The 18,109-nt window shown below is 67.7% G+C and carries 18 protein-coding genes; 4 read left to right on the top strand and 14 right to left on the bottom strand.

The genetic code is table 11. From position 1 onward, the window contains the following. Window positions 1-233: 233 nt before the first annotated feature. Together AB0M22_RS04310 and AB0M22_RS04305 are read right to left on the bottom strand one after the other, a co-directional pair. Entirely contained in the window at window positions 234-1,523 is a 1,290-nt protein-coding gene (locus tag AB0M22_RS04310; protein WP_364720867.1) for an IS256 family transposase, read from the bottom strand. Window positions 1,524-1,757: 234 nt separating this feature from the next. Continuing rightward, window positions 1,758-2,177 carry a DUF4345 domain-containing protein gene (locus tag AB0M22_RS04305; RefSeq protein ID WP_364720865.1) on the bottom strand — a complete coding sequence of 140 codons (420 nt, stop codon included), beginning with the start codon at window positions 2,175-2,177 and terminating at the stop codon, window positions 1,758-1,760. 139 nt (window positions 2,178-2,316) lie between these two features. Between AB0M22_RS04305 and AB0M22_RS04300 the strand changes: the two genes are divergently transcribed. Then, window positions 2,317-2,913, top strand: coding sequence for a helix-turn-helix domain-containing protein (locus tag AB0M22_RS04300; protein ID WP_364720862.1), 597 nt, complete (start codon window positions 2,317-2,319; stop codon window positions 2,911-2,913). A 53-nt stretch (window positions 2,914-2,966) separates the two neighbouring features. Here AB0M22_RS04300 and truB read toward each other — a convergent pair whose 3' ends face one another. The 3 genes from truB to AB0M22_RS04285 form a co-directional block, all read right to left on the bottom strand. Next, window positions 2,967-3,872: a tRNA pseudouridine(55) synthase TruB gene (gene truB / locus AB0M22_RS04295; RefSeq protein ID WP_364720859.1), complete on the bottom strand. Its 906-nt coding sequence runs from the start codon at window positions 3,870-3,872 to the stop codon at window positions 2,967-2,969. Next, window positions 3,872-4,540, bottom strand: a complete 669-nt coding sequence (gene npt / locus AB0M22_RS04290) for a 4'-phosphopantetheinyl transferase Npt (RefSeq protein WP_364720856.1) — start codon at window positions 4,538-4,540, stop codon at window positions 3,872-3,874. Before npt ends, truB begins: the two co-directional genes overlap by 1 nt. A 123-nt stretch (window positions 4,541-4,663) precedes the next feature. After that, window positions 4,664-5,620: a metallophosphoesterase gene (locus AB0M22_RS04285; RefSeq protein WP_364720854.1), complete on the bottom strand. Its 957-nt coding sequence runs from the start codon at window positions 5,618-5,620 to the stop codon at window positions 4,664-4,666. A gap of 228 nt (window positions 5,621-5,848) precedes the next feature. Here AB0M22_RS04285 and AB0M22_RS04280 point away from each other — a divergent pair, with 228 nt between their 5' ends. Continuing rightward, the gene (locus AB0M22_RS04280; RefSeq protein ID WP_364720852.1) at window positions 5,849-6,253 is read left to right on the top strand and encodes a hypothetical protein; all 405 of its coding nucleotides are present in this window, start codon (window positions 5,849-5,851) and stop codon (window positions 6,251-6,253) included. 5 nt (window positions 6,254-6,258) lie between these two features. Here AB0M22_RS04280 and AB0M22_RS04275 read toward each other — a convergent pair whose 3' ends face one another. The 8 genes from AB0M22_RS04275 to rimP all read right to left on the bottom strand — a co-directional run bounded on the left by AB0M22_RS04275 (window position 6,259) and on the right by rimP (window position 15,051). Next, window positions 6,259-7,677, bottom strand: coding sequence for an MATE family efflux transporter (locus AB0M22_RS04275; RefSeq protein WP_364720849.1), 1,419 nt, complete (start codon window positions 7,675-7,677; stop codon window positions 6,259-6,261). 216 nt (window positions 7,678-7,893) lie between these two features. After that, a complete protein-coding gene (locus AB0M22_RS04270) occupies window positions 7,894-8,895 on the bottom strand; it encodes a bifunctional oligoribonuclease/PAP phosphatase NrnA (RefSeq protein ID WP_364720847.1) in 1,002 nt (333 codons plus the stop codon). Between the two features lie 13 nt (window positions 8,896-8,908). Next, window positions 8,909-9,352: a 30S ribosome-binding factor RbfA gene (rbfA, locus tag AB0M22_RS04265; protein WP_364720845.1), complete on the bottom strand. Its 444-nt coding sequence runs from the start codon at window positions 9,350-9,352 to the stop codon at window positions 8,909-8,911. A gap of 24 nt (window positions 9,353-9,376) precedes the next feature. Further along, entirely contained in the window at window positions 9,377-9,667 is a 291-nt protein-coding gene (locus AB0M22_RS04260; protein WP_150405719.1) for a DUF503 domain-containing protein, read from the bottom strand. Window positions 9,668-9,768: 101 nt separating this feature from the next. Continuing rightward, a complete protein-coding gene (infB, locus tag AB0M22_RS04255) occupies window positions 9,769-12,810 on the bottom strand; it encodes a translation initiation factor IF-2 (RefSeq protein ID WP_364720842.1) in 3,042 nt (1,013 codons plus the stop codon). A gap of 110 nt (window positions 12,811-12,920) precedes the next feature. Then, window positions 12,921-13,280 carry a YlxR family protein gene (locus AB0M22_RS04250; protein WP_364721662.1) on the bottom strand — a complete coding sequence of 120 codons (360 nt, stop codon included), beginning with the start codon at window positions 13,278-13,280 and terminating at the stop codon, window positions 12,921-12,923. 68 nt (window positions 13,281-13,348) lie between these two features. Beyond that, window positions 13,349-14,380: a transcription termination factor NusA gene (gene nusA, locus AB0M22_RS04245; RefSeq protein ID WP_364720839.1), complete on the bottom strand. Its 1,032-nt coding sequence runs from the start codon at window positions 14,378-14,380 to the stop codon at window positions 13,349-13,351. Further along, window positions 14,377-15,051, bottom strand: a complete 675-nt coding sequence (gene rimP / locus AB0M22_RS04240; RefSeq protein ID WP_364720837.1) for a ribosome maturation factor RimP — start codon at window positions 15,049-15,051, stop codon at window positions 14,377-14,379. Before rimP ends, nusA begins: the two co-directional genes overlap by 4 nt. Window positions 15,052-15,212: 161 nt before the next feature. Here rimP and AB0M22_RS04235 point away from each other — a divergent pair, with 161 nt between their 5' ends. Both AB0M22_RS04235 and AB0M22_RS04230 read left to right on the top strand, forming a co-directional pair. Continuing rightward, window positions 15,213-15,818, top strand: a complete 606-nt coding sequence (locus AB0M22_RS04235) for a hypothetical protein (RefSeq protein ID WP_364720835.1) — start codon at window positions 15,213-15,215, stop codon at window positions 15,816-15,818. Continuing rightward, the gene (locus AB0M22_RS04230; protein WP_364720832.1) at window positions 15,815-16,249 is read left to right on the top strand and encodes a ferritin-like domain-containing protein; all 435 of its coding nucleotides are present in this window, start codon (window positions 15,815-15,817) and stop codon (window positions 16,247-16,249) included. The genes AB0M22_RS04235 and AB0M22_RS04230 overlap by 4 nt, the downstream gene beginning before the upstream one ends. 67 nt (window positions 16,250-16,316) lie before the next feature. Here the strand turns inward: AB0M22_RS04230 and AB0M22_RS04225 are convergent, their stop codons facing one another. Further along, window positions 16,317-18,068 (bottom strand): acyl-CoA dehydrogenase family protein, encoded by a 1,752-nt coding sequence (locus AB0M22_RS04225; RefSeq protein WP_364720830.1) that lies wholly within the window; start codon window positions 18,066-18,068, stop codon window positions 16,317-16,319. Window positions 18,069-18,109: the final 41 nt, after the last annotated feature.

Genomic DNA, 18,109 nt, shown 5'->3' with positions numbered 1-18,109 from the left:
TGGCCGAGCAGCCACCCACACTCCGCCAGAGCGAAACTCCGCCAGAGCGAAGTCCCGTACGTCAGCGACCGGTGGTGCGAACGGGACATCAACGGGGTACCACTCGTACTCCGCCGCATCCAATCCCGTTCGGCAGGAACACATTGCCGACAAGCGGGGGCCATTGAGCCGCACCACGAACGGGACATGGCCGAGCGGGACTGTCTCGCTAAAGGTGTTTCCGGCGGTTTCTCTCAGTAGGTTTGTGCGTTGGGCCAGCGGTCGGCGAAGGTGATCGCGAAGGCGTTGACCGCGGGTTTCCAGCGTTGGGTCCATCGTGCCTGACCACGCCCGGTCGGGTCCAGGGATCGGGTGACGAGGTAGAGGCATTTCAGGGCGGCTTGCTCGGTGGGAAAGTGACCTCGGGCTTTGATCGCGCGCCGGTAGCGAGCGTTGAGGCTCTCGATCGCGTTGGTGGAGCAGATCACCTGCCGGATCTCGACGTCGTAGTCGAGAAACGGAATGAACTCCTCCCACGCAGTCTCCCAAAGACGAACTATCGCAGCATATTTCGTGCCCCACTTCCCGGTGAGCTCGTCGAGCGCAGCACGGGCAGCGGTAGCGTTGACCGCGGTGTAGATCGGTTTCACGTCGTGGCGCAACCCGTCCCAGTCCTTGCGCGAGGCAAGACGGAAAGTGTTGCGGATCAGGTGAATGATGCAGGTCTGCACGATCGCTAACGGCCAGACATTCGCGACGACTTCGGGCAGGCCTTTCAATCCGTCACAGACCACGAAGAAGGTGTCTTTGACACCGCGGTTGCGCAGGTCGGTGAGCACGCTCATCCAGAACTTCGCGCCCTCACCACCGGTGCCGGCCCACAACCCGAGCACGTCTTTGCCGCCCTCGACCGTGACCCCGATCGCGGCATAGATCGGCCGGTTGGCGACCTGACCATCCCGGACCTTCACCACGATCGCATCGATGAAGACCGCGGCATACACGCCATCGAGGGGCCGGTTGACCCAATCCTGCATTTCCTCGATCACCTTGTCAGTGATCCTCGAGACGGTTTCCTTCGACACCGACGCCCCATAGATTTCAGCGAAATGCGCCGAAATCTCCCCTGTCGTCAGGCCTTTGGCATACAACGACAACACGATCTCATCGACCCCGCTCAACCGACGCTGACGTTTCTTCACGATCTGCGGCTCGAAACTGCCATCGCGATCTCGGGGCACCTCGATCGGCACATGACCACTCGCTTCGGTCAGCACCGTCTTCGAACGGGTCCCGTTGCGGACGTTGGCTGATTCCCGATCGACAGGCGCTTCGTTCTTGCCATAGCCGAGGTGCTCGGTCATCTCCTCGTTCAACGCCGTCTCCAGGACCGCCTTGGTGAACTGCTTGAGCAGCCCATCCGGCCCGGTCAACGACAGACCTTGCTCCTTGGCCATCCGGACCAACTCCGCCGCTGCCGCGGCCTCCGCCGAGGTCTCACGAACCTTCTTCTTCGATGCCACGCCATCCAGTGTCGCCATCACGGCACCTTCCCCGCTGAACTTCGTTCAGCGAATCAGGCCAGAAACACCGTTGAATCCACAGTCCCGGCCGAGCGGCTACTCGCACTCCGCCGCCGTGAAGTCCGCTCGGCAACCGCTGGTGGTGCGGACGGGACATCTGGGAGTCGCCACTCGTGCTTCGCTGCGGTGAAGGCTCGGTCAGGGCGGGTGGCCTATCTGCTGTGCGCGGTGGGATTCGCTCGAGTCGTGCCTGGGTCAGCTGGAGGTGTGGGCGGCGGTTGGTGTCGGGGTGGTGGGGGTGTGCTTTTCGTCGGCGGTGGCTAGGTAGAGGTAGATCGGGGGGAGGATGACTTCGATGGCGGTGAGGACGATTTGGAACCAGTGGGGCCAGCCGTAGACGGCGACGGAGATGAAGCGGCCGACGGCGCCTAACAGGAAGATGGCGGCGAGCCAGCGGATGACGGTGGCGGGAATCGGGGTTTGGCGGGCGGCCCAGATCCAGACGACGCCGTAACCGAGGAAGATCGCGCCGAAGAAGCGGGTCTGGCTGTCGGCGGTGACGCCGGAGGAGCCCATGTCGGGGATGCCGTCGATGCCGGCCGCGAGGTGGAAGATGCCGATTGCCACGCAGGCGACGCCCATCGCCATGGAGAGCCATTTGAGTGCGGTTGCCATATTGTTCCTCCGCGGGTACGACGAATCATGCTGGCGGACAGCGGGTTCCCACTCCAGCCACCGACCGCAGGCTAGTTGACGTTTGTCTACTAAATGACCCTACGACGCTTAGTAGACAGACGTCAACTAGAGTTTCGGGATGAGCGCTCGCCGTCGCCTGCCCCCCGAAGAGCGCCGTCAGGTGCTGTTGGAGGCGGGCGCGCAGCTGTTCGCCGAGCGCGCGTACGACGCCGTGCTGATGGAGGACGTCGCCACGGCCGCAGGCGTCTCGCGGGCCCTGCTCTATCGCCATTTCCCGAGCAAGCGCGACCTATTCGCCGGAGTCTACGAGCAGGCAGCGGAACAACTCCTGGTCGCCACGCCGCTCGACAACGGACAGCCACTCGCCGAGCAGCTGACCGCCGGGCTGAACACCCACTTCGACTACTTCGAGGCGAACGCCAACAGCGTGCTCGCGGCGAATCGGGTGCTCGCCGGCGACCCGACCATCCAGGCCATCATCGCGGGCGAACTAGGCGAACTGCGCCGCCGACTCCTCGATGCCCTAGGCGTCGAAGGAACCCTACGAACTCAGGTCTCCTCGATCCTGATGAGCTGGCTCACCTTCGTCCGCGTACTGACCGTCGAATGGCTGGAGAACCATCACTATTCGCGCGCCGAACTGCTCGACATCAGCATCGGTTCACTACTCGGCGCGCTGCATCCGATCCTCGGGCCGGAATTCCCCATCAAGTGACGCACGCATAATCGCTGTGCCGCAGCAACTTCCGCGCCGCCGGACCCTATGTCTTACAAGTTCGACGGGCGGACGACCATCACCGACGCGGCACGTTTACCACTTTCCTGGAGCAGGGCGATGGCTCGGCCGTCGGGGGCGAGGGCGGCGTAGACGCCGGGGAGGCCGATGGGGTCCAGCCAGCGGCCGTTGCGCAGGTCGTCGACTTGGGATTCGTCTATTTCGCGGTGGGGGAAGGCGGTTCGCACGGCCTCGTCCATGTCGAGGCTGAGCAGGGCGGCGTCGGATTCTGCGGCTTCGGCCAATTCGCCCAGGGTGCGGGCGTGTTCGAGGGTGAAGGGGCCGACTCTGGTGCGGCGCAACGCGGTCAGGTGGCCGCCGACCTCGAGGGCGGCGCCGAGGTCGCGGGCCAGGGCGCGGACGTAGGTGCCGGAAGTGCATTCGACGACTACGTCGAGGTCGACGAATTCGCCGTCCGGCACGTCGCGGCGGGCGAGGATGTCGAAGCGGGACACCGTGACCGGGCGCGCGGCCAGCTGGACCTCTTCGCCGGCGCGATGCCGGGCGTAGGCGCGTTCGCCGTTCACCTTGATCGCGCTGACGGTGGCGGGGACCTGTTCGATGTCGCCGGTGAGTTTCGTTGTCTGCGCGGCGATCTCGTCGTCGGCGAGGTGCAGGGCGGGGGTGGTCGAGAGCACCTCACCCTCGGCGTCGTCGGTGCTGGTGGCCTGGCCGAGGCGGATGGTCGCGGTGTATGCCTTGGTGGTCAGGGTGAGCAGGCCGAGCAGCTTGGTGGCCCGTTCGACGCCGAGCACGAGCACGCCGGTGGCCATCGGGTCGAGAGTGCCGGCGTGCCCGACCTTCTTGGTGCGCAACAGCTTCCGGCAGCGTGCGACGACGTCGTGACTGGTGAGGCCGCTGTCCTTGTCGACGATCAGCAGCCCGCCGAGACCGTCCATCAGCCGTGCACGATCGCGGTGAGAATGAACCCGTCGGCGATCAGCCACCGGCCGTCGAACGAGATCAACGGCACCCCACCGTCATTGGTCTGCCCGGGCACCAGCAGCTCGCTGTGGAACGTGCCGTGCCCGGAATCGTCGGTGCTGTCCTGGATGTCGAAGGTGATGTGCGCGTCTTCGAAGCCGAGCCAGCGCGCGGTCAGCGGGAACCACGCCTTGTAGGTCGCCTCCTTGGCGCAGAACAGCAGCCGGTCCAGGTGCAGAGCGGAACCGGTGGCCTGCAACCACTCCCGCTCCGGCGGCAGGCTCACCGAATCGAGGATGCCCTCGGGCAGCGTCGCGTGCGGCTCGGCGTCGATGCCCACCGAGCGGAAGCGCAGCTTGTGCGCCAGCGCCGCGCCCCGATAGCCGTCGCAGTGCGTCATGCTGCCGACGATGCCGCGCGGCCAGATCGGCGCGCCCCGCTCGCCCTTGCCGATCGCGACCGGCGGCTCACCGAGCTCGGCCAGCGCCAACCGCGCGCAATGCCTGGCCCCGATGAAGTCCCGGCGACGCTTCTCCACCGCCTTCGCGATGAGATGCTCCTCCGCCGGATGCGCCTTCAGGTCCTCCGGATACTCCAGCAGCTCAGCCGACGCGACTCCCGACGGCAAAATTGTCTCGATCATCGCCATCGAGCCTAGACGAGGCGCGGACAAAGATCGCAGCCGCACATCTCCTGATTTCCCGCACAGGCAATCGCATGCGATTCGGTGTGCGGGAAATCAAAGGGTGTGCGGCGGGGGGTTCGGTCAGACGCCTCGGCGACGCTCGGCTTTGGCGCGCATCTCCTCGGCGGCGGCCTTCATTTCCGGCGTGACCTGGAAGTGGCCGCCCCACTCGTTCAGCGAGCCGGGCGGGTATACCGGGGCGGGGAGGATCTGGCGGAGCAGGCGTTCGGGGAGGCCGCGGCGCTGCCATTCGCGGGGGTAGCCGAGGGACACCTCCTCGAAGCGGACGCCGTCGTAGGTGGAGGTGCGCGGAATGTGCAGGTGGCCGTAAACCGAGCAGACCACGTTGTAGCGGGTGTGCCAGTCGGCGGTCAGCTCGGTGCCGCACCAGAGCGCGAACTCCGGGTAGAACAGCACGTCGGTCGGCTGCCGGACCATCGGGAAGTGGTTGATCATCACGATCGGCGCACCCTCGGGCAGCGCGTCCAGCTTGCGCTGGGTGACCTGCACGCGGGCGTGGCACCAGGCGTCCCTGGTCAGGTACGGGTCCGGGGAGAGCAGGTACTCGTCGGTGGCCACCACATTGCGGTCCCGCGCGATGGCGAGCCCCTCCGCCTTGGTGGTGGCGCCCTTCGGCAGGAACGAATAGTCGTAGAGCAGGAACAGCGGCGCCAGCGTCACCGGGCCGCCGTACTGTTCGGCGCCCGCGCCTTCCCAGACCGGGAACGGGTCCTCGGGGGTCAGCACGTCCAGGTCGCGGCAGATCGACACGAGGTAGTCGTAGCGAGCGACGCCGGTCATCTGCACCGGGTCCTTCGCCGTCGTCCACAGCTCGTGATTGCCGGGCACCCAGATCACCTTGGCGAACCGGCCGCGCAGCAGCTCCAGCGCCCACCGGATGTCGTCGGTCTTCTCCCCCACGTCCCCGGCCACGATCAGCCAGTCCTCCGGTGAGTCGGCATGAATCTGCTCGACCACCGGCCGATTCCCCTGGTGCCCGACGTGAATGTCGCTCACCGCCATCAACTTGGGTATCACCACACCTACCTTGGCACACCCGACCCGGTTCGCGCCCGTCACCCCGCCGGGATCGGAACGCCGGGGTGGGTTCGCCGCAGTTGCGCGTTACGCACGGGGAACCCTTCGAGCCCTCGGTCAAACCGAAATGAGGCAATTATCTCGGAACACCCAACCCGCTGGATCCGCGCGCACGACCCGGTAGGTTGTCCGAACATGATCGCACGCAACACATTCCGAGGGATTGTCGTGGCATCATCGGCCGCGGCAGCCGGCTTCGCCATTCCTGCTCTCGCCGGGGCCACCATCAGTCCGCCGAGCAGCGCGTCGTTTCAGGTCGCCGGGGAGACCCTGACCGCGACGCCGAGCCGGATCAGCACCGACCTCGTCGGCGGCACCGTGCAGTGCACGCTGCTGGTCGACGGCGACCCGCGGCAGAACCTGCTGTCCCCCAGGCAGCCCGCGCCGGCCGATTTCACGCTGACCCGCCAGCTGGCCGAGGGCGAGCACCTCGCGCTGACCTACTGCGCCGACTTCCCCGCCGATTCCGATACGCCGAGCTCGTATCCGACGCTGGCCTGCGCCAAGGTGACGGTGCCCGTCGGCACGGTGGAGCAGTTGCCGAACGACGCCTGCTTCCTGACCAACAGCTGACCTGCTTACCCGGCGGCCCGGACCTGCCCGGGAACTTCGGCGCCGATCTGCGCCCAGCGCCCGGACCAGGCCCGCCAGGACACGGCGGCCAAGCGCAAGACCATGAAAGCGACCAGGCCCGACCAGATTCCGGCGATCCCCCAGTCGAACGCCAGCGACAGCCAGATCGCCGGGAGGAACCCGAGCAGGGCCGAGCCGAGCGTGGTGGTGCGCAGGTAGGCGGCGTCACCCGCGCCGAGCAGGACCCCGTCGAGGGCGAAGACGACGCCGGCCACCGGGATGATGCAGACGAAGAACCACCAGGTGACGTGCGTACGGTCCAGCACGTCGGGGTCGTCGGTGAACAGCCTCGGGATCAGCGCGGCCCCGGCGGCGAAGCACGCGGCGAGGCCGAGCGCGAAGATCTCCGACCAGCCGGTGACGCGCTTGGCCAGCGCGCGGGCACCGGGTGCGTCGCCCGCACCGAGGGCCGCGCCGACCAGGGTCTGCGCGGCGATGGCCAGCGAATCCAGGGTCAGCGCAAGGAAATTCCACAATTGCAGCACCAGCTGATGCGCGGCGACCGAGGCCGCGCCGAACCGGGCGGCAACGGCCGCGGCCGAGACGAAGCACGCCTGGAAGGCGAGGCTGCGCACGATCAGATCCCGCCCGAGGACCAGCTGAGCGCGCATGACCGGCCACTGCGGTGCGAGCGAAACCCGTTCGCGAACAAGCGCATTCAGAAACAAACCGGCCATCACCAGCTGCCCCGCCACGTTCGCGACGGCAGAACCAGGTAGCTCCATGCGCGGCGCACCCAGTAACCCGTGCACCAGCACCGGACACAGCACACCCGAAACAATCAGTCCGGCAACGACATAGATCAGCGGACGACGAGTCTCCTGCACCCCGCGCAACCACCCGTTGCCCGCCATCGAGATCAGGATCAACGGCACCCCGAACAGCGCGATCCGCACCCACTCCAGCGCCTCGTCGGCGATCTCCCCACCGCCGGCGATCGCACCGGTCAGCGGCACCGCGAAGACCTGAACCAGCACCAGGATCAACACACCGACCGAGATCGCCAGCCAGGTCGCCTGCACACCCTCGGCCACCGCGCCGCGCTCATCACCCGCGCCATGCTTGCGCGCGGCCCGCGCGGTGGTGCCGTAGGACAGGAAGGTCAGCTGCGAACTGGTCTGCGCCAGAATCAATCCACCCACGGCGAGCCCGGCCAATGCGAGCGCCCCGAGCCGCCCGACCACGGCGAGATCGAACAGCAGATAGATCGGCTCCGCGACCAGCACGCCGAGCGTGGGCACCGCGATCCGCAGTATCCGCCCGGGCCCGATCTCGGCCGCGGGCTCGACCAGCGCGCCGGTGGCAACCGTCGACGGCGCCGCACCCTCCGCCGGGTCGCCCTCGGTGGACAACTCCCCGCTCATGAAACCTCCCTCACCACAACACATCCAGCGCGCCAGGCAGCCCGGCACCACGGTCGAATCGCGATCACCCTGACTCGGCAACATGTTCCGGCGGGGCAGCGATTACTCCTGTTACCCTGCCACGAGGCACCGACAGACCAGCGGCTTCACACACCCTGTCGCTACGCACACCGGGTGTAACCCGGCAAGCTGCTCGCGTCGCCAACCGACAGCGGCTCAGCCCAACGCAGCCAGCAGCGTGGCAACGAGTTCGTCCGCGGCTCCGTATGCCGTATAACCAGCGGCAAAACGATGCCCGCCACCCCCGAGCGCGCTCGCCACCTCGGCAACGTCCACCCCGTCGTCCGCCCCCGGCCGACTGTCGCGCGCACGCAACGACACCGTCCACCGATCGCCCCCGGCCCCGGATTCCTTGAACACCGCGGCAATCCCCGCCTCGGACGTCGTACGGACGATGTCGATGACACTCTCCGCCTCTTCGGAACTCACCTCGGCGATGTCATCGAGCCGTACGAACGCGTAGACCAGCCCGATACCGCCCCGCACGCCCGGCACCAACTGCGCGGTCGCGAGCACCCTGGACAGCATGGTCAACCACCCGAACGGATGCGTGTCCAGCAAGGTCCTGGCGATCTCGCCGCCGTCGATCCCGGTGGCCAACAACCGCTCGGCCAGCTCGTGCGTGCCGGGCCGAACCCACCGGAACGACCCGGTATCGGTCACCAGTCCCGCGTAAAGGCAATGCGCCACTTCGAGATCGATCGGCACACCCCACGCGTCGAGCAACCGCACGATCAGGCTGGTCGTCGATTCCGCCCCGGCATCGACCAGATTGATCGTCCCGAACCGGTCATTGGACCGATGATGATCGATCACCAAAGTCTTTGCGGCCCCGGCGATTCGATCGGCCAACGCGCCGAGCCGCCCGACGCTGCCGCAATCGACCGCGATCAGCAGATCGACCGACGCGGGCACCTCGGCGGGCGGCACCAGATGGTGCACGCCCGGCAACGACCGCATCGATTCGGGCAACTCCGCCGGTTCGGCGAACGACACCCAGACCGGAATCCCGCGCCGGTGCAAGACCAGCGCCAGCGCGAGACCGCTACCGACGGTGTCGGCGTCCGGTTGTACATGGCAAACGATGGTGACCGAGCGGGCGGCGTTCAACGCCTCGACCGCAGATTCGAGGTCGACCGCGTCCCGCATTGTCGTCATCGTCTACCGCATGTCACTCGGTGTCGTCGCGTTCGACCTTGTACGGGTCGGCGTCGCCGGCGTGCCTGGCGTTGGCGGCGACCTTGGCCACCTCTTCGTCCGCGGCCTTGGCCCGAGCCAGCAGCTCCTCCATGTCCTTGGCGACCTCGGGCACCTTGTCGAGCACGAACGCCAGGGTCGGCGTGAACTTCACGCCGGTGCCCGCGCCCACCTTCGAGCGCAGCACCCCCTTGGCCTTCTCCAGGCCCGCGGCGGCGCCCTGATAGTCCGGTTCGGTGTCCAAGGTTTCGCCCAGCACCGTGTAGTACACCGTCGCCTCACGCAGATCGCCGGTGACCTTGGCGTCGGTGATGGTCACGAAACCCAGCCGCGGATCCTTGATCTCGTATTCGATCGCGGTGGCCACGATCGAGGAGATCCGCTTGGCGAGTCGGCGTGCCCTGGCTTGATCCACCATGGCTGAACCTTCCTCACTAGATAGTTAGTCTTCGGGTCCGAAGATCCTGCGGCGCACTGCCAGCAACTGTAACTCCGGACGTGCCGCGACGTGCCGCTCACAGCGGTCGAGTACCTCGGTCAGGTGTTCCATACCGGAACTGACCAGGGCAACCCCCAGCAATGAACGACGATGGCGGTCTTGTTCGCCGCCCTCGGCGGCACTCACACCGAAGCGCTGCAATTCGGCCAGGATCGGCCGGATCACCGAACGCTTCTCTTTCAGTGAGTGCACGTCTCCGAGCAGGAGGTCGAACTCGAGTGCCCCCAGGAACAACTACGCACCTCTTTGTGTCGAGCCTGCGGCCCGAGCTTTCGAGAGCTCATCCCGCACGTCACGCCGGGCGGACGGCCCGGCGTGACGTGCGGTCGGAGAACTCAGTCGCGCGGCTTCTCGCGCAGCTCGTAGGCCTGGATGATGTCGCCTTCCTTGATGTCGTTGTAGGTCAACGTCAAACCGCATTCGAAGCCCTCACGGACCTCGGTGACGTCGTCCTTTTCCCGCTTCAAGGAGGAGATGGTGACCGTCTCCGCGATCACCACATTGTCGCGGAGCAAGCGCGCCTTGGCGTTGCGCTTGACCGAGCCCTCGAGGACCATGCAGCCGGCGATGTTGCCGACCTTCGACGAACGGAAGATCGCGCGGATCTCCGCCCGGCCCAGGTCGACCTCTTCGTAAATCGGCTTGAGCATGCCCTTGAGGGCCTTCTCGATCTCGTCGATGGCCTGGTAGATCACCGAGTAGTACCGGATGTCCACGCCTTCGCGGTTGGCCAGCTCGGTGGCCTTGCCCTCCGCCCGGACGTTGAACCCGATGATGATCGCGTTCGACGCCGACGCCAGGTTGACGTTGGTCTCGGTGACGCCACCGACACCGCGGTCGATGACCCGCAGCCGAACCTCGTCGTCGATCTGGATACCGAGCAGCGCCTCTTCGAGGGCCTCGACGGTACCGGAGTTGTCGCCCTTGAGGATCAGGTTGAGCTCCGAAGTCTCCTTCAGTGCGGCATCGAGATCTTCCAGGCTGATCCGCTTGCGGCTGCGTGCGGCCAGCGCGTTGCGCTTGCGTGCGTTGCGGCGGTCGGCGATCTGGCGAGCGATCCGGTCTTCGTCGACAACCAGGAGGTTGTCACCGGCGCCCGGCACCGACGTGAAGCCGATGACCTGGACCGGCCGCGACGGGAGTGCCGCGATGACATCCTCGCCGTGCTCGTCGACCATGCGCCGGACGCGACCGTAGGCGTCGCCCGCCACGATCGAGTCGCCGACGCGCAGCGTGCCGCGCTGGATGAGCACGGTCGCCACCGGGCCACGGCCGCGGTCGAGGTGGGCCTCGATGGCCACACCCTGCGCGTCCATGTCCGGGTTCGCCCGCAGGTCCAGTGCCGCGTCCGCGGTGAGCAGAACAGCCTCGAGCAGAGCCTCGATGTTGATGTTCTCCCGCGCGGAGATGTCGACGAACATGGTGTCGCCACCGTATTCCTCGGCCACCAGGTTGTACTCGGTCAGCTGCTGCCGGATCTTGTCCGGGTTCGCGCCTTCCTTGTCGATCTTGTTGACCGCCACCACGATCGGCACGTCGGCCGCCTGCGCGTGGTTGATCGCCTCCACCGTCTGCGGCATGACGCCGTCGTCGGCGGCGACCACCAGGATCGCGATGTCGGTGGCCTTCGCACCACGGGCACGCATGGCGGTGAACGCCTCGTGACCCGGGGTGTCGATGAAGGTGATGAGCCGGTCGGTCTCGCCGAGGTGGGTCATCACCTGGTAGGCGCCGATGTGCTGGGTGATGCCGCCTGCCTCGCCCTCACGGACGTTGGCCTTACGGATCGTGTCCAGCAGTCGGGTCTTACCGTGGTCGACGTGACCCATGACGGTCACCACCGGCGGACGCTGCTCGAGATCGTCTTCGCCACCCGCGTCTTCGCCGTAGGTCAGGTCGAACGATTCCAGCAGCTCGCGGTCCTCGTCCTCCGGGCTGACCACGTGCACGACGTAGTTCATCTCGCTGCCGAGCAGCTCGAGCGTCTCGTCGTTCACCGACTGGGTAGCGGTGACCATTTCGCCGAGGTTGAACAGGGCTTGTACCAAGGCAGCCGGGTTCGCGTCGATCTTCTCCGCGAAGTCCGAGAGCGAGGCGCCGCGAGCGAGGCGGATGACCTCGCCGTTGCCGCGGGGCAGCCGCACGCCACCGATGGCGGGAGCTTGCATGCTCTCGTACTCGGCGCGCTTCGCCCGCTTCGACTTACGGCCACGACGCGGTGCGCCACCGGGACGACCGAACGCGCCGGCCGCTCCGCCACGACCACCGGGACCACCCGGACGACCGCCGCCACCGCCACCGGGACGACCGCGGAAACCACCGGGAGCGCCACCGGCACCGGGAGCACCCGTGCCTGCACCTGCGCCACCACCGGGAGCGCCGCCGCCGCGGTAACCACCGCCACCGCCGCCGCCACCGGGACGACCTGCGCCGCCACCGCCGCCGGGACGACCACCGGGACCACCCGGACGACCGGCGCCGGGTCCACCGGCACCGCCCGGACGTGCCGCACGAGACGGCATCGCACCCGGGTTAGGCCGCGGCGGCATCGAGCCGGGGCTCGGCCGCGGTCCGCCGGGACGGGGACCGCCCTGGCCGGGCGCGGGACGGGAGCCGCCCTGCGCCGGAGTACCCGGACGCGGCGAACCCTGAGCCGGACCCGGACGGGGACCGCCCTGGGCCGGACCCGGACGCGGGCCACCCTGGCCGGGGGCCGGACGCGGCGCGGGACGCTCGGGCGCCGAGGAGTACGGATTGTTGCCGACCCGCGGGGTCTTCGGACCCGGACGCGGACCCGAACCACCCGGACGCGGCGAACCCTGTGCCGGTGCGGCACCGGGACGCTGCTGCTGCTGACCCGGACGCGCGGCGTTCGGCGTCGGGCGCGGCCCGGCCGGTGCCGCGGGCGCGGAGCTCGCGGGCGCTTCGGTGGAGGCCGCGGCGGCGGGTGCCGGTGCGACTTCCTGGGCGGCGGCCGGCTTGGGCGCCGGAGCCGGGGTCGGACGTGCTGCGGGGCCCGGCTTCACGGCCGGTCCCTCACTGGTCCGCGGGGCTTCGCGGACGGTTTCCTGCTGAGCCGCTGCGGCCGGGGCGGGCGCGGGAGCCGGCGGACGCGGTCCCGGACGGGGACCGTTTCCTGCGGGCTTCGCGGCCGGACGGGCCGACGAGGACGGGCCGGGGCGTGATCCCGACTTGGTGCCGTTCGCGGGGGCTGATTTGGATGCGAACGACTCACGCAGACGGCGTGCGACGGGAGCTTCCACCGTCGAGGACGCCGACTTCACGAACTCGCCCTGCTCCTTGAGCTGTGCGAGTAGTTCCTTGCTGGTGACACCGAGTTCTTTGGCCAACTCGTGCACGCGGGCCTTGCCTGCCACTGCTCTCCTCACTGAGAGGTCGAGCAGGTGCACCCGTTGTTCAGGGACGGGGCCCGCACGACCTCGGGTTATCTCCGATGGACGTTCATCGTTGGTGCTTCACGGTGTGCTCATGAGTGCTCGTGCCTGTTCTCGAGGTACTTCTCCAGGGCTGAGATATCCAGATTTCCGGACACTCTTAGTGCTCTGCCGAATGCTCGGCGCCGTTCTGCCGCGGTCAGACAAGCCGAGACGGGGTGCAACCAGGCACCCCGTCCGGGAAGTCTGCGCCGCGGATCGGGAAGGATCGTGACGGAATGCGGGCCGTTTCCGGTATCCGCTTCCCGTGCCACGATCCGCAACAGATCGGCGGCCAACTCGCGCTTCCGGCATCCGATACAGGTCCGAATCGGTTGCGCGTGCTGAACCTGTGTCCACTCTACCGCCGACCCGGTCGGATCAACGAACCGCTCCCCTGCGGAAGTTACCAACATGTCATCCCGACGGTCCGATTCCCGACCCGTGATGCCCAACGGACGGTGTCCCGCGTCGGTTCCGGTCAACTCCGGTGCGCCTCCGTCCGCACCGAGCCGCCGCCCATGTCCGGGGCGGCGTCGCTGCGGATATCGATCCGCCAGCCGGTCAGCCGGGCGGCCAGGCGGGCGTTCTGCCCCTCCTTGCCGATGGCCAGCGACAGCTGGAAGTCCGGCACCACGACCCGCGCGGCGCGCGCCTCGGGATCGACGATGGTGACCGACACCACTTTCGACGGCGAGAGCGCGTTGCCGACGAAGGTGGCCGGATCCTCGGCGTAATCGATGATGTCGATCTTCTCGCCGGCCAGCTCGCTCATCACGTTGCGCACCCGCTGGCCCATCGGGCCGATGCAGGCGCCCTTGGCGTTGACCCCGGACACCGTGCTGCGCACCGCGATCTTGGAACGGTGCCCGGCCTCGCGCGCCACCGCGACGATCTCCACCGAGCCGTCGGCGATTTCGGGCACCTCGAGCGCGAACAGCCGGCGCACCAGATTGGGGTGGGTACGCGAGAGGGTGATCTGCGGGCCGCGCGGACCACGCGAGACGCCGACGACGTAACACTTGATCCGGTCGCCGTGCTCGTAGGTCTCGCCGGGCACCTGCTCGGCCGGCGGGATCAGCCCCTCGGCGCCGTTGATCTCGCTGCCGATGCGCACCACGATGGTGCCGCGGGCGTTGGCTCTGGCATCGCGCTGCACCACGCCGCCGACGATGTCGCCCTCGTGCGTGGAGAACTCGCCGAAGGACTTCTCGTTCTCCGCGTCACGCAGCCGCTGCAACACCACCTGGCGCGCGGTGGTCGCCGCGATCCGGCCGAAACCCTCTGGGGTGTCGTCCCATTCGGAGATCATGTTGCCGTCGGCGTCCAGCTCGCGCGCCATCACCCGGACCGTGCCGGTCTTCTGGTTGATGTCGATGCGCGCGTTGGGCTGATGCCCCTCGGTATGCCGGTAAGCGGTGAGCAGTGCCGACTCGATCGCGGAGATCACGGTCTCGATCGAGATCCCCTTGTCGGCGACGATCGCGCGCAGGGCTTCGATTTCGATGTTCATTCCACGGTCCCTTCGGTCGGCGAATCGGACGCTGTTACTGATTCGGGTAGTAATGGTGTTGATCCTCGAACATCCGCGGCGTCGACCGCCGGCTCGTCATCTTGCTGGCCTGGTACCGGGCGACCGGGGATGATGCCCCCGGCGAGTGCCAATTCTTTCGCGCCCGGCTTGGAGAACTCCACCTGCACGACCGCCTCGGCGATATCGGCGAGCGGGACGTGCACCAGGTGTGGTTTGTGTTTGCCACCGAGCACCAGCGCCACTGTGTCGCCGCTGAGCTCACCCACCCTGGCTTCGAACTTCGCCGCACCGCCCGGCTCGGGAGCGGGCGCTCCCTCGCGCAGCAGGACGCGCACCTTGCGCCCGCGCGCGCGACGCCAGTGCCGGTCCGCGCTGAGCGGACGGTCCACGCCCGGTGTGGTGACTTCCAAAAGATACGGCGTCTCGCCGAAATCGCCTGCCTCGTCCAGCAACTCCGACAGTTCGGTGCTGAGCGTGGCGATGGTGTCCAAATCGGAAGGGCCGTCGCTGTCGACGGTCACCTTCACTCGAGCCTGCGCGTCCGCATGCTTGCCGGTCGTCGAGATCTCGACGCCCTCGAGGTCGAATCCTCGGCGTTCGACGAGGCCGGCGATCAGCTGGCTCAGCCTTTCCTCGGTCGGCATCGGCATATGGGGCGGCTCCTGGTTCAGTTGTGACGGCGGTGGGAATTACTTATACCGAGGGTCTAGCGTAACGCGCCCAGAGAGTGTAAAGGACCAACGGGCAGCCACTACGCTCGCCACACGATGCCTCGTCCGGAGCAGTCCGGTGAATCTGGCACGATGGTGCCGTGCCTATCCGCCTTCCCGCGCAGCCGATCGTCCTGTGCACCTCCGGCATCCCGTCCGACCGGCACGATTCCCGGTTCGCCGTGGACCGTCGCAGCATGTTACGGCTGGCCGGTGGCGGCGCGGTCGGCGCCTTGGCGCTCGGCGCGATCACGGCCTGCGGTACCGAGGACAAGGTGTACGAGCCGGATCCGCTTGCCGCCCAAGAGGTTCAGGCCCGCACCGATGCCGCCGCGGCGACCGCGGCCATCGCCTTGACCCCGCAGCGGCACAGCGCGTTGACCGCGATCGCGGCCGAAAGGACCGCGCACGCAGACGCTTTGAAGGCGGAGATCGATCGATTGATCGGTGTCTACGGCGACGGCACCAAGCCGGTGCACCGCACCCGGGAGAACGGCCCCGGACAGTCTTCGGGCCCGTCCGCGGTGTCTTCCGGCACGGCGATACCGCCCAGCCCGCCACCGTCGGTCGACGCGCTACGCGCACAGCTCGTCGAGTCGCGGCGGTCGGCCGCCGATCTGGCCCGCGGCCAGTCCGGTTACCGGGCGGGGCTGCTCGCCTCGATCAGCGCGGCCTGCGCCGTTCAGGCGGGAGTGTTGCTCGCATGACCGATACCGAACGCCAAGCTCTGCTCGACGCGCTGCGTGCCGAATACGGTGCGGTGTACGCCTACGGCGTGATCGCCGCCTACGCCTCGGCCGAACGCGGCCGTCTGGTCGCGGAAAGCACTGCCGCGCACCGGGCCCGCCGGGACGCCACCATCGACGCCCTCACCGCGGCCGGCGTCACCGCGCCGCCGCCGGACGCCGCCTATACGATGCCGTTCCCGGTCAACGACCCGATTCCGGCGGCCCGGCTGGCCGCGACGGTCGAGACCGACACCGCGGTGGCGTGGCGCTCGGTGGTCGAACGCGGCGACACCGAGAACATCCGCCGCATGGGCGTCGACGCGCTCACCGAAAGCGCTGTGCGCCTTGCCACTTGGCAGTCGATCCTGGGCACCAACCCGCCGACGACCGCCTTCCCCGGCAAAGCCTGACCCGACCACGAGAAAGAGGCCGGCCCCGCAGTCGTTGCGGGACCGGCCTTTTCGGTGGAACCCAGATTTACGGGCGCATCTCGTACGCACCGTCGTACGACGCGACCTCGGCCCAGATCCGGTCGAAGCGCGGCCGGTCGGCCACCGGCGGACGCAAGGCCGAGGCAGCCCAGCCCTGCTGATCCGGAGTGGCGGACGGCTTGCCGTACAGCGTGGTGGCGTAGGTGTTGAAGTCACGGATCTGGAAGTCGAAGATCTGGTCGAGCAGATCGCGGTCCAGGCCGGTGAGCGCCGCCTGCTCCAGGATCAGCTGGCCGTAGACCACCAGGGAGAACAGGTGGCCGATGGTCAGCATGAAGTCCAGGTCCTTCTGCTGATCGGCGCTGGGGGCCGCGTTGCTCAGCAACGTGCGCAGCGCCTGGGCCTGCTCGAAGAAGCGGCCGACGTTCGGGATGTCGGCGTGCTTCTCATACGCCGGGGTCCAGTCGGCGAACTGCACCTTGCCTGCGCCGCGCGCCGGGCCCTGATGCCAGAAGAACTCGTCGTCGGCGGCGTCCTGCCGGGTGCCGATCTCCGGGTAGTCCTTCGGGTTGAACAGGTAGTTCGGCATGAACTTCAGGATCTGCCCGACGTTCACGTGCACCGTGCCCTCGAGCCGGGGCAGCGTGTTGATCAGCCGGGCCACCTCGGCGAAGTAGGTGTTCTTCTCGAAGCCCTTGGCCGCCAGCACATCCAGCAGCAGCGTCATCACGGTCTCGCCCTCGGAGGTCACCTTGGACTTCGTCATCGGGTTGAACAGCAGGTAGCGCCGGTCCTCCAGGCTCGCGCTGCGGAAGTAGTCCACGGCCCGGTCGCTGAACAGCTTCATCGCCACGATGCGCGCGTAGGCGTCCACGAAATTCGTTCGCACGTGCGGGAACTCGGTGACCGGGTTGCCGTAGAGGATGCGGTTGTTGGCGTGCGTGATCGCCTCGTAGAACGAGTGCTCGACCATGCCGATGCCGCCGTGGCAGAGGTTGAACTTGCCGACGTTGACCGTGTTCAAAGCGGCGGAGAACGCCTCGGGTCCGGTGTGCAGGATGTCCGCCGCGCGCACCGGGTAGTTCTCCAGCCGGAAGGTACTGACGTACATCTGCTGGTGCACGACATTGCCGAGCAGCCGGTAGTTCTCGTGCCTGCTGTCCGCGGCGAACCACACGTATCCGTCCGCGCCGTCGATGTCGGCGCGCCGGGAGAACACCGACACCATGCTCGCCACGTTGCCGTTGCCGATGTAGTACTTCTCGCCGTTGGCGCGGAACAGGATTCCGGCCTCGGCGTCGGCGCTGCCCGGCTCGCTCGGGGTCAGCACGAGGTCGGTGTTGTAGATGTCGGCGCCGTGCTCGCGCTCGGACAGGCCGAACGCCATTACCTGGCCCTCGGCCAGGTCCGCGGCCGCGCGCTTCTTCGCTTCCTCGTTGTCGCTCTGCCAGATCGGGCCGAGGCCGAGGATGGTCACCTGCTCGGCGTACCAGTAGGCCAGGCCGTAGAAGCCGAAGATCTCGGACAGGGCCGCGTTGCGCGCCGCGTCCCAGCGCCGGTTCTCGTCGCCGTCGGCGTACGCGGCCGGGGTCAGGAAGGTCGCGAACAGCTTCTCCTTCGCGACGAAGTCCAGGAAGTCCGCCGTCCACACCGCGTCCGCGTCGTCGGCCAGCAACTGCTGCTTACCCCGCGACTCGAACCACTCGACGGTCGCGCGCAGCAGCCGCCGAGTCTCGGCGTCGAACTGCTGCGGGTCGTAGGTGGCCGGGTTGAACAACAACGCGTCGGTGCTCGTCATGCCGTTAACTTACCAGCGGGTAATCGCACGCCGGAGCGGGT

This window comes from Nocardia sp. NPDC051756, assembly GCF_040681495.1.
Taxonomy (GTDB): domain Bacteria; phylum Actinomycetota; class Actinomycetes; order Mycobacteriales; family Mycobacteriaceae; genus Nocardia.
This window is presented reverse-complemented; position numbering and strand designations above follow the sequence as displayed.

Coding starts and splice junctions, on each gene's coding strand:
- AB0M22_RS04305 (WP_364720865.1), bottom strand. CDS start 2,177: ATGGCAACCGCACTCAAATGGCTCTCCATGGCGATGGGCGTCGCCTGC.
- AB0M22_RS04300 (WP_364720862.1), top strand. CDS start 2,317: ATGAGCGCTCGCCGTCGCCTGCCCCCCGAAGAGCGCCGTCAGGTGCTG.
- truB (WP_364720859.1), bottom strand. CDS start 3,872: ATGGACGGTCTCGGCGGGCTGCTGATCGTCGACAAGGACAGCGGCCTC.
- npt (WP_364720856.1), bottom strand. CDS start 4,540: ATGATCGAGACAATTTTGCCGTCGGGAGTCGCGTCGGCTGAGCTGCTG.
- AB0M22_RS04275 (WP_364720849.1), bottom strand. CDS start 7,677: ATGAGCGGGGAGTTGTCCACCGAGGGCGACCCGGCGGAGGGTGCGGCG.
- AB0M22_RS04270 (WP_364720847.1), bottom strand. CDS start 8,895: ATGACGACAATGCGGGACGCGGTCGACCTCGAATCTGCGGTCGAGGCG.
- rbfA (WP_364720845.1), bottom strand. CDS start 9,352: ATGGTGGATCAAGCCAGGGCACGCCGACTCGCCAAGCGGATCTCCTCG.
- nusA (WP_364720839.1), bottom strand. CDS start 14,380: ATGAACATCGAAATCGAAGCCCTGCGCGCGATCGTCGCCGACAAGGGG.
- rimP (WP_364720837.1), bottom strand. CDS start 15,051: ATGCCGATGCCGACCGAGGAAAGGCTGAGCCAGCTGATCGCCGGCCTC.
- AB0M22_RS04230 (WP_364720832.1), top strand. CDS start 15,815: ATGACCGATACCGAACGCCAAGCTCTGCTCGACGCGCTGCGTGCCGAA.
- AB0M22_RS04225 (WP_364720830.1), bottom strand. CDS start 18,068: ATGACGAGCACCGACGCGTTGTTGTTCAACCCGGCCACCTACGACCCG.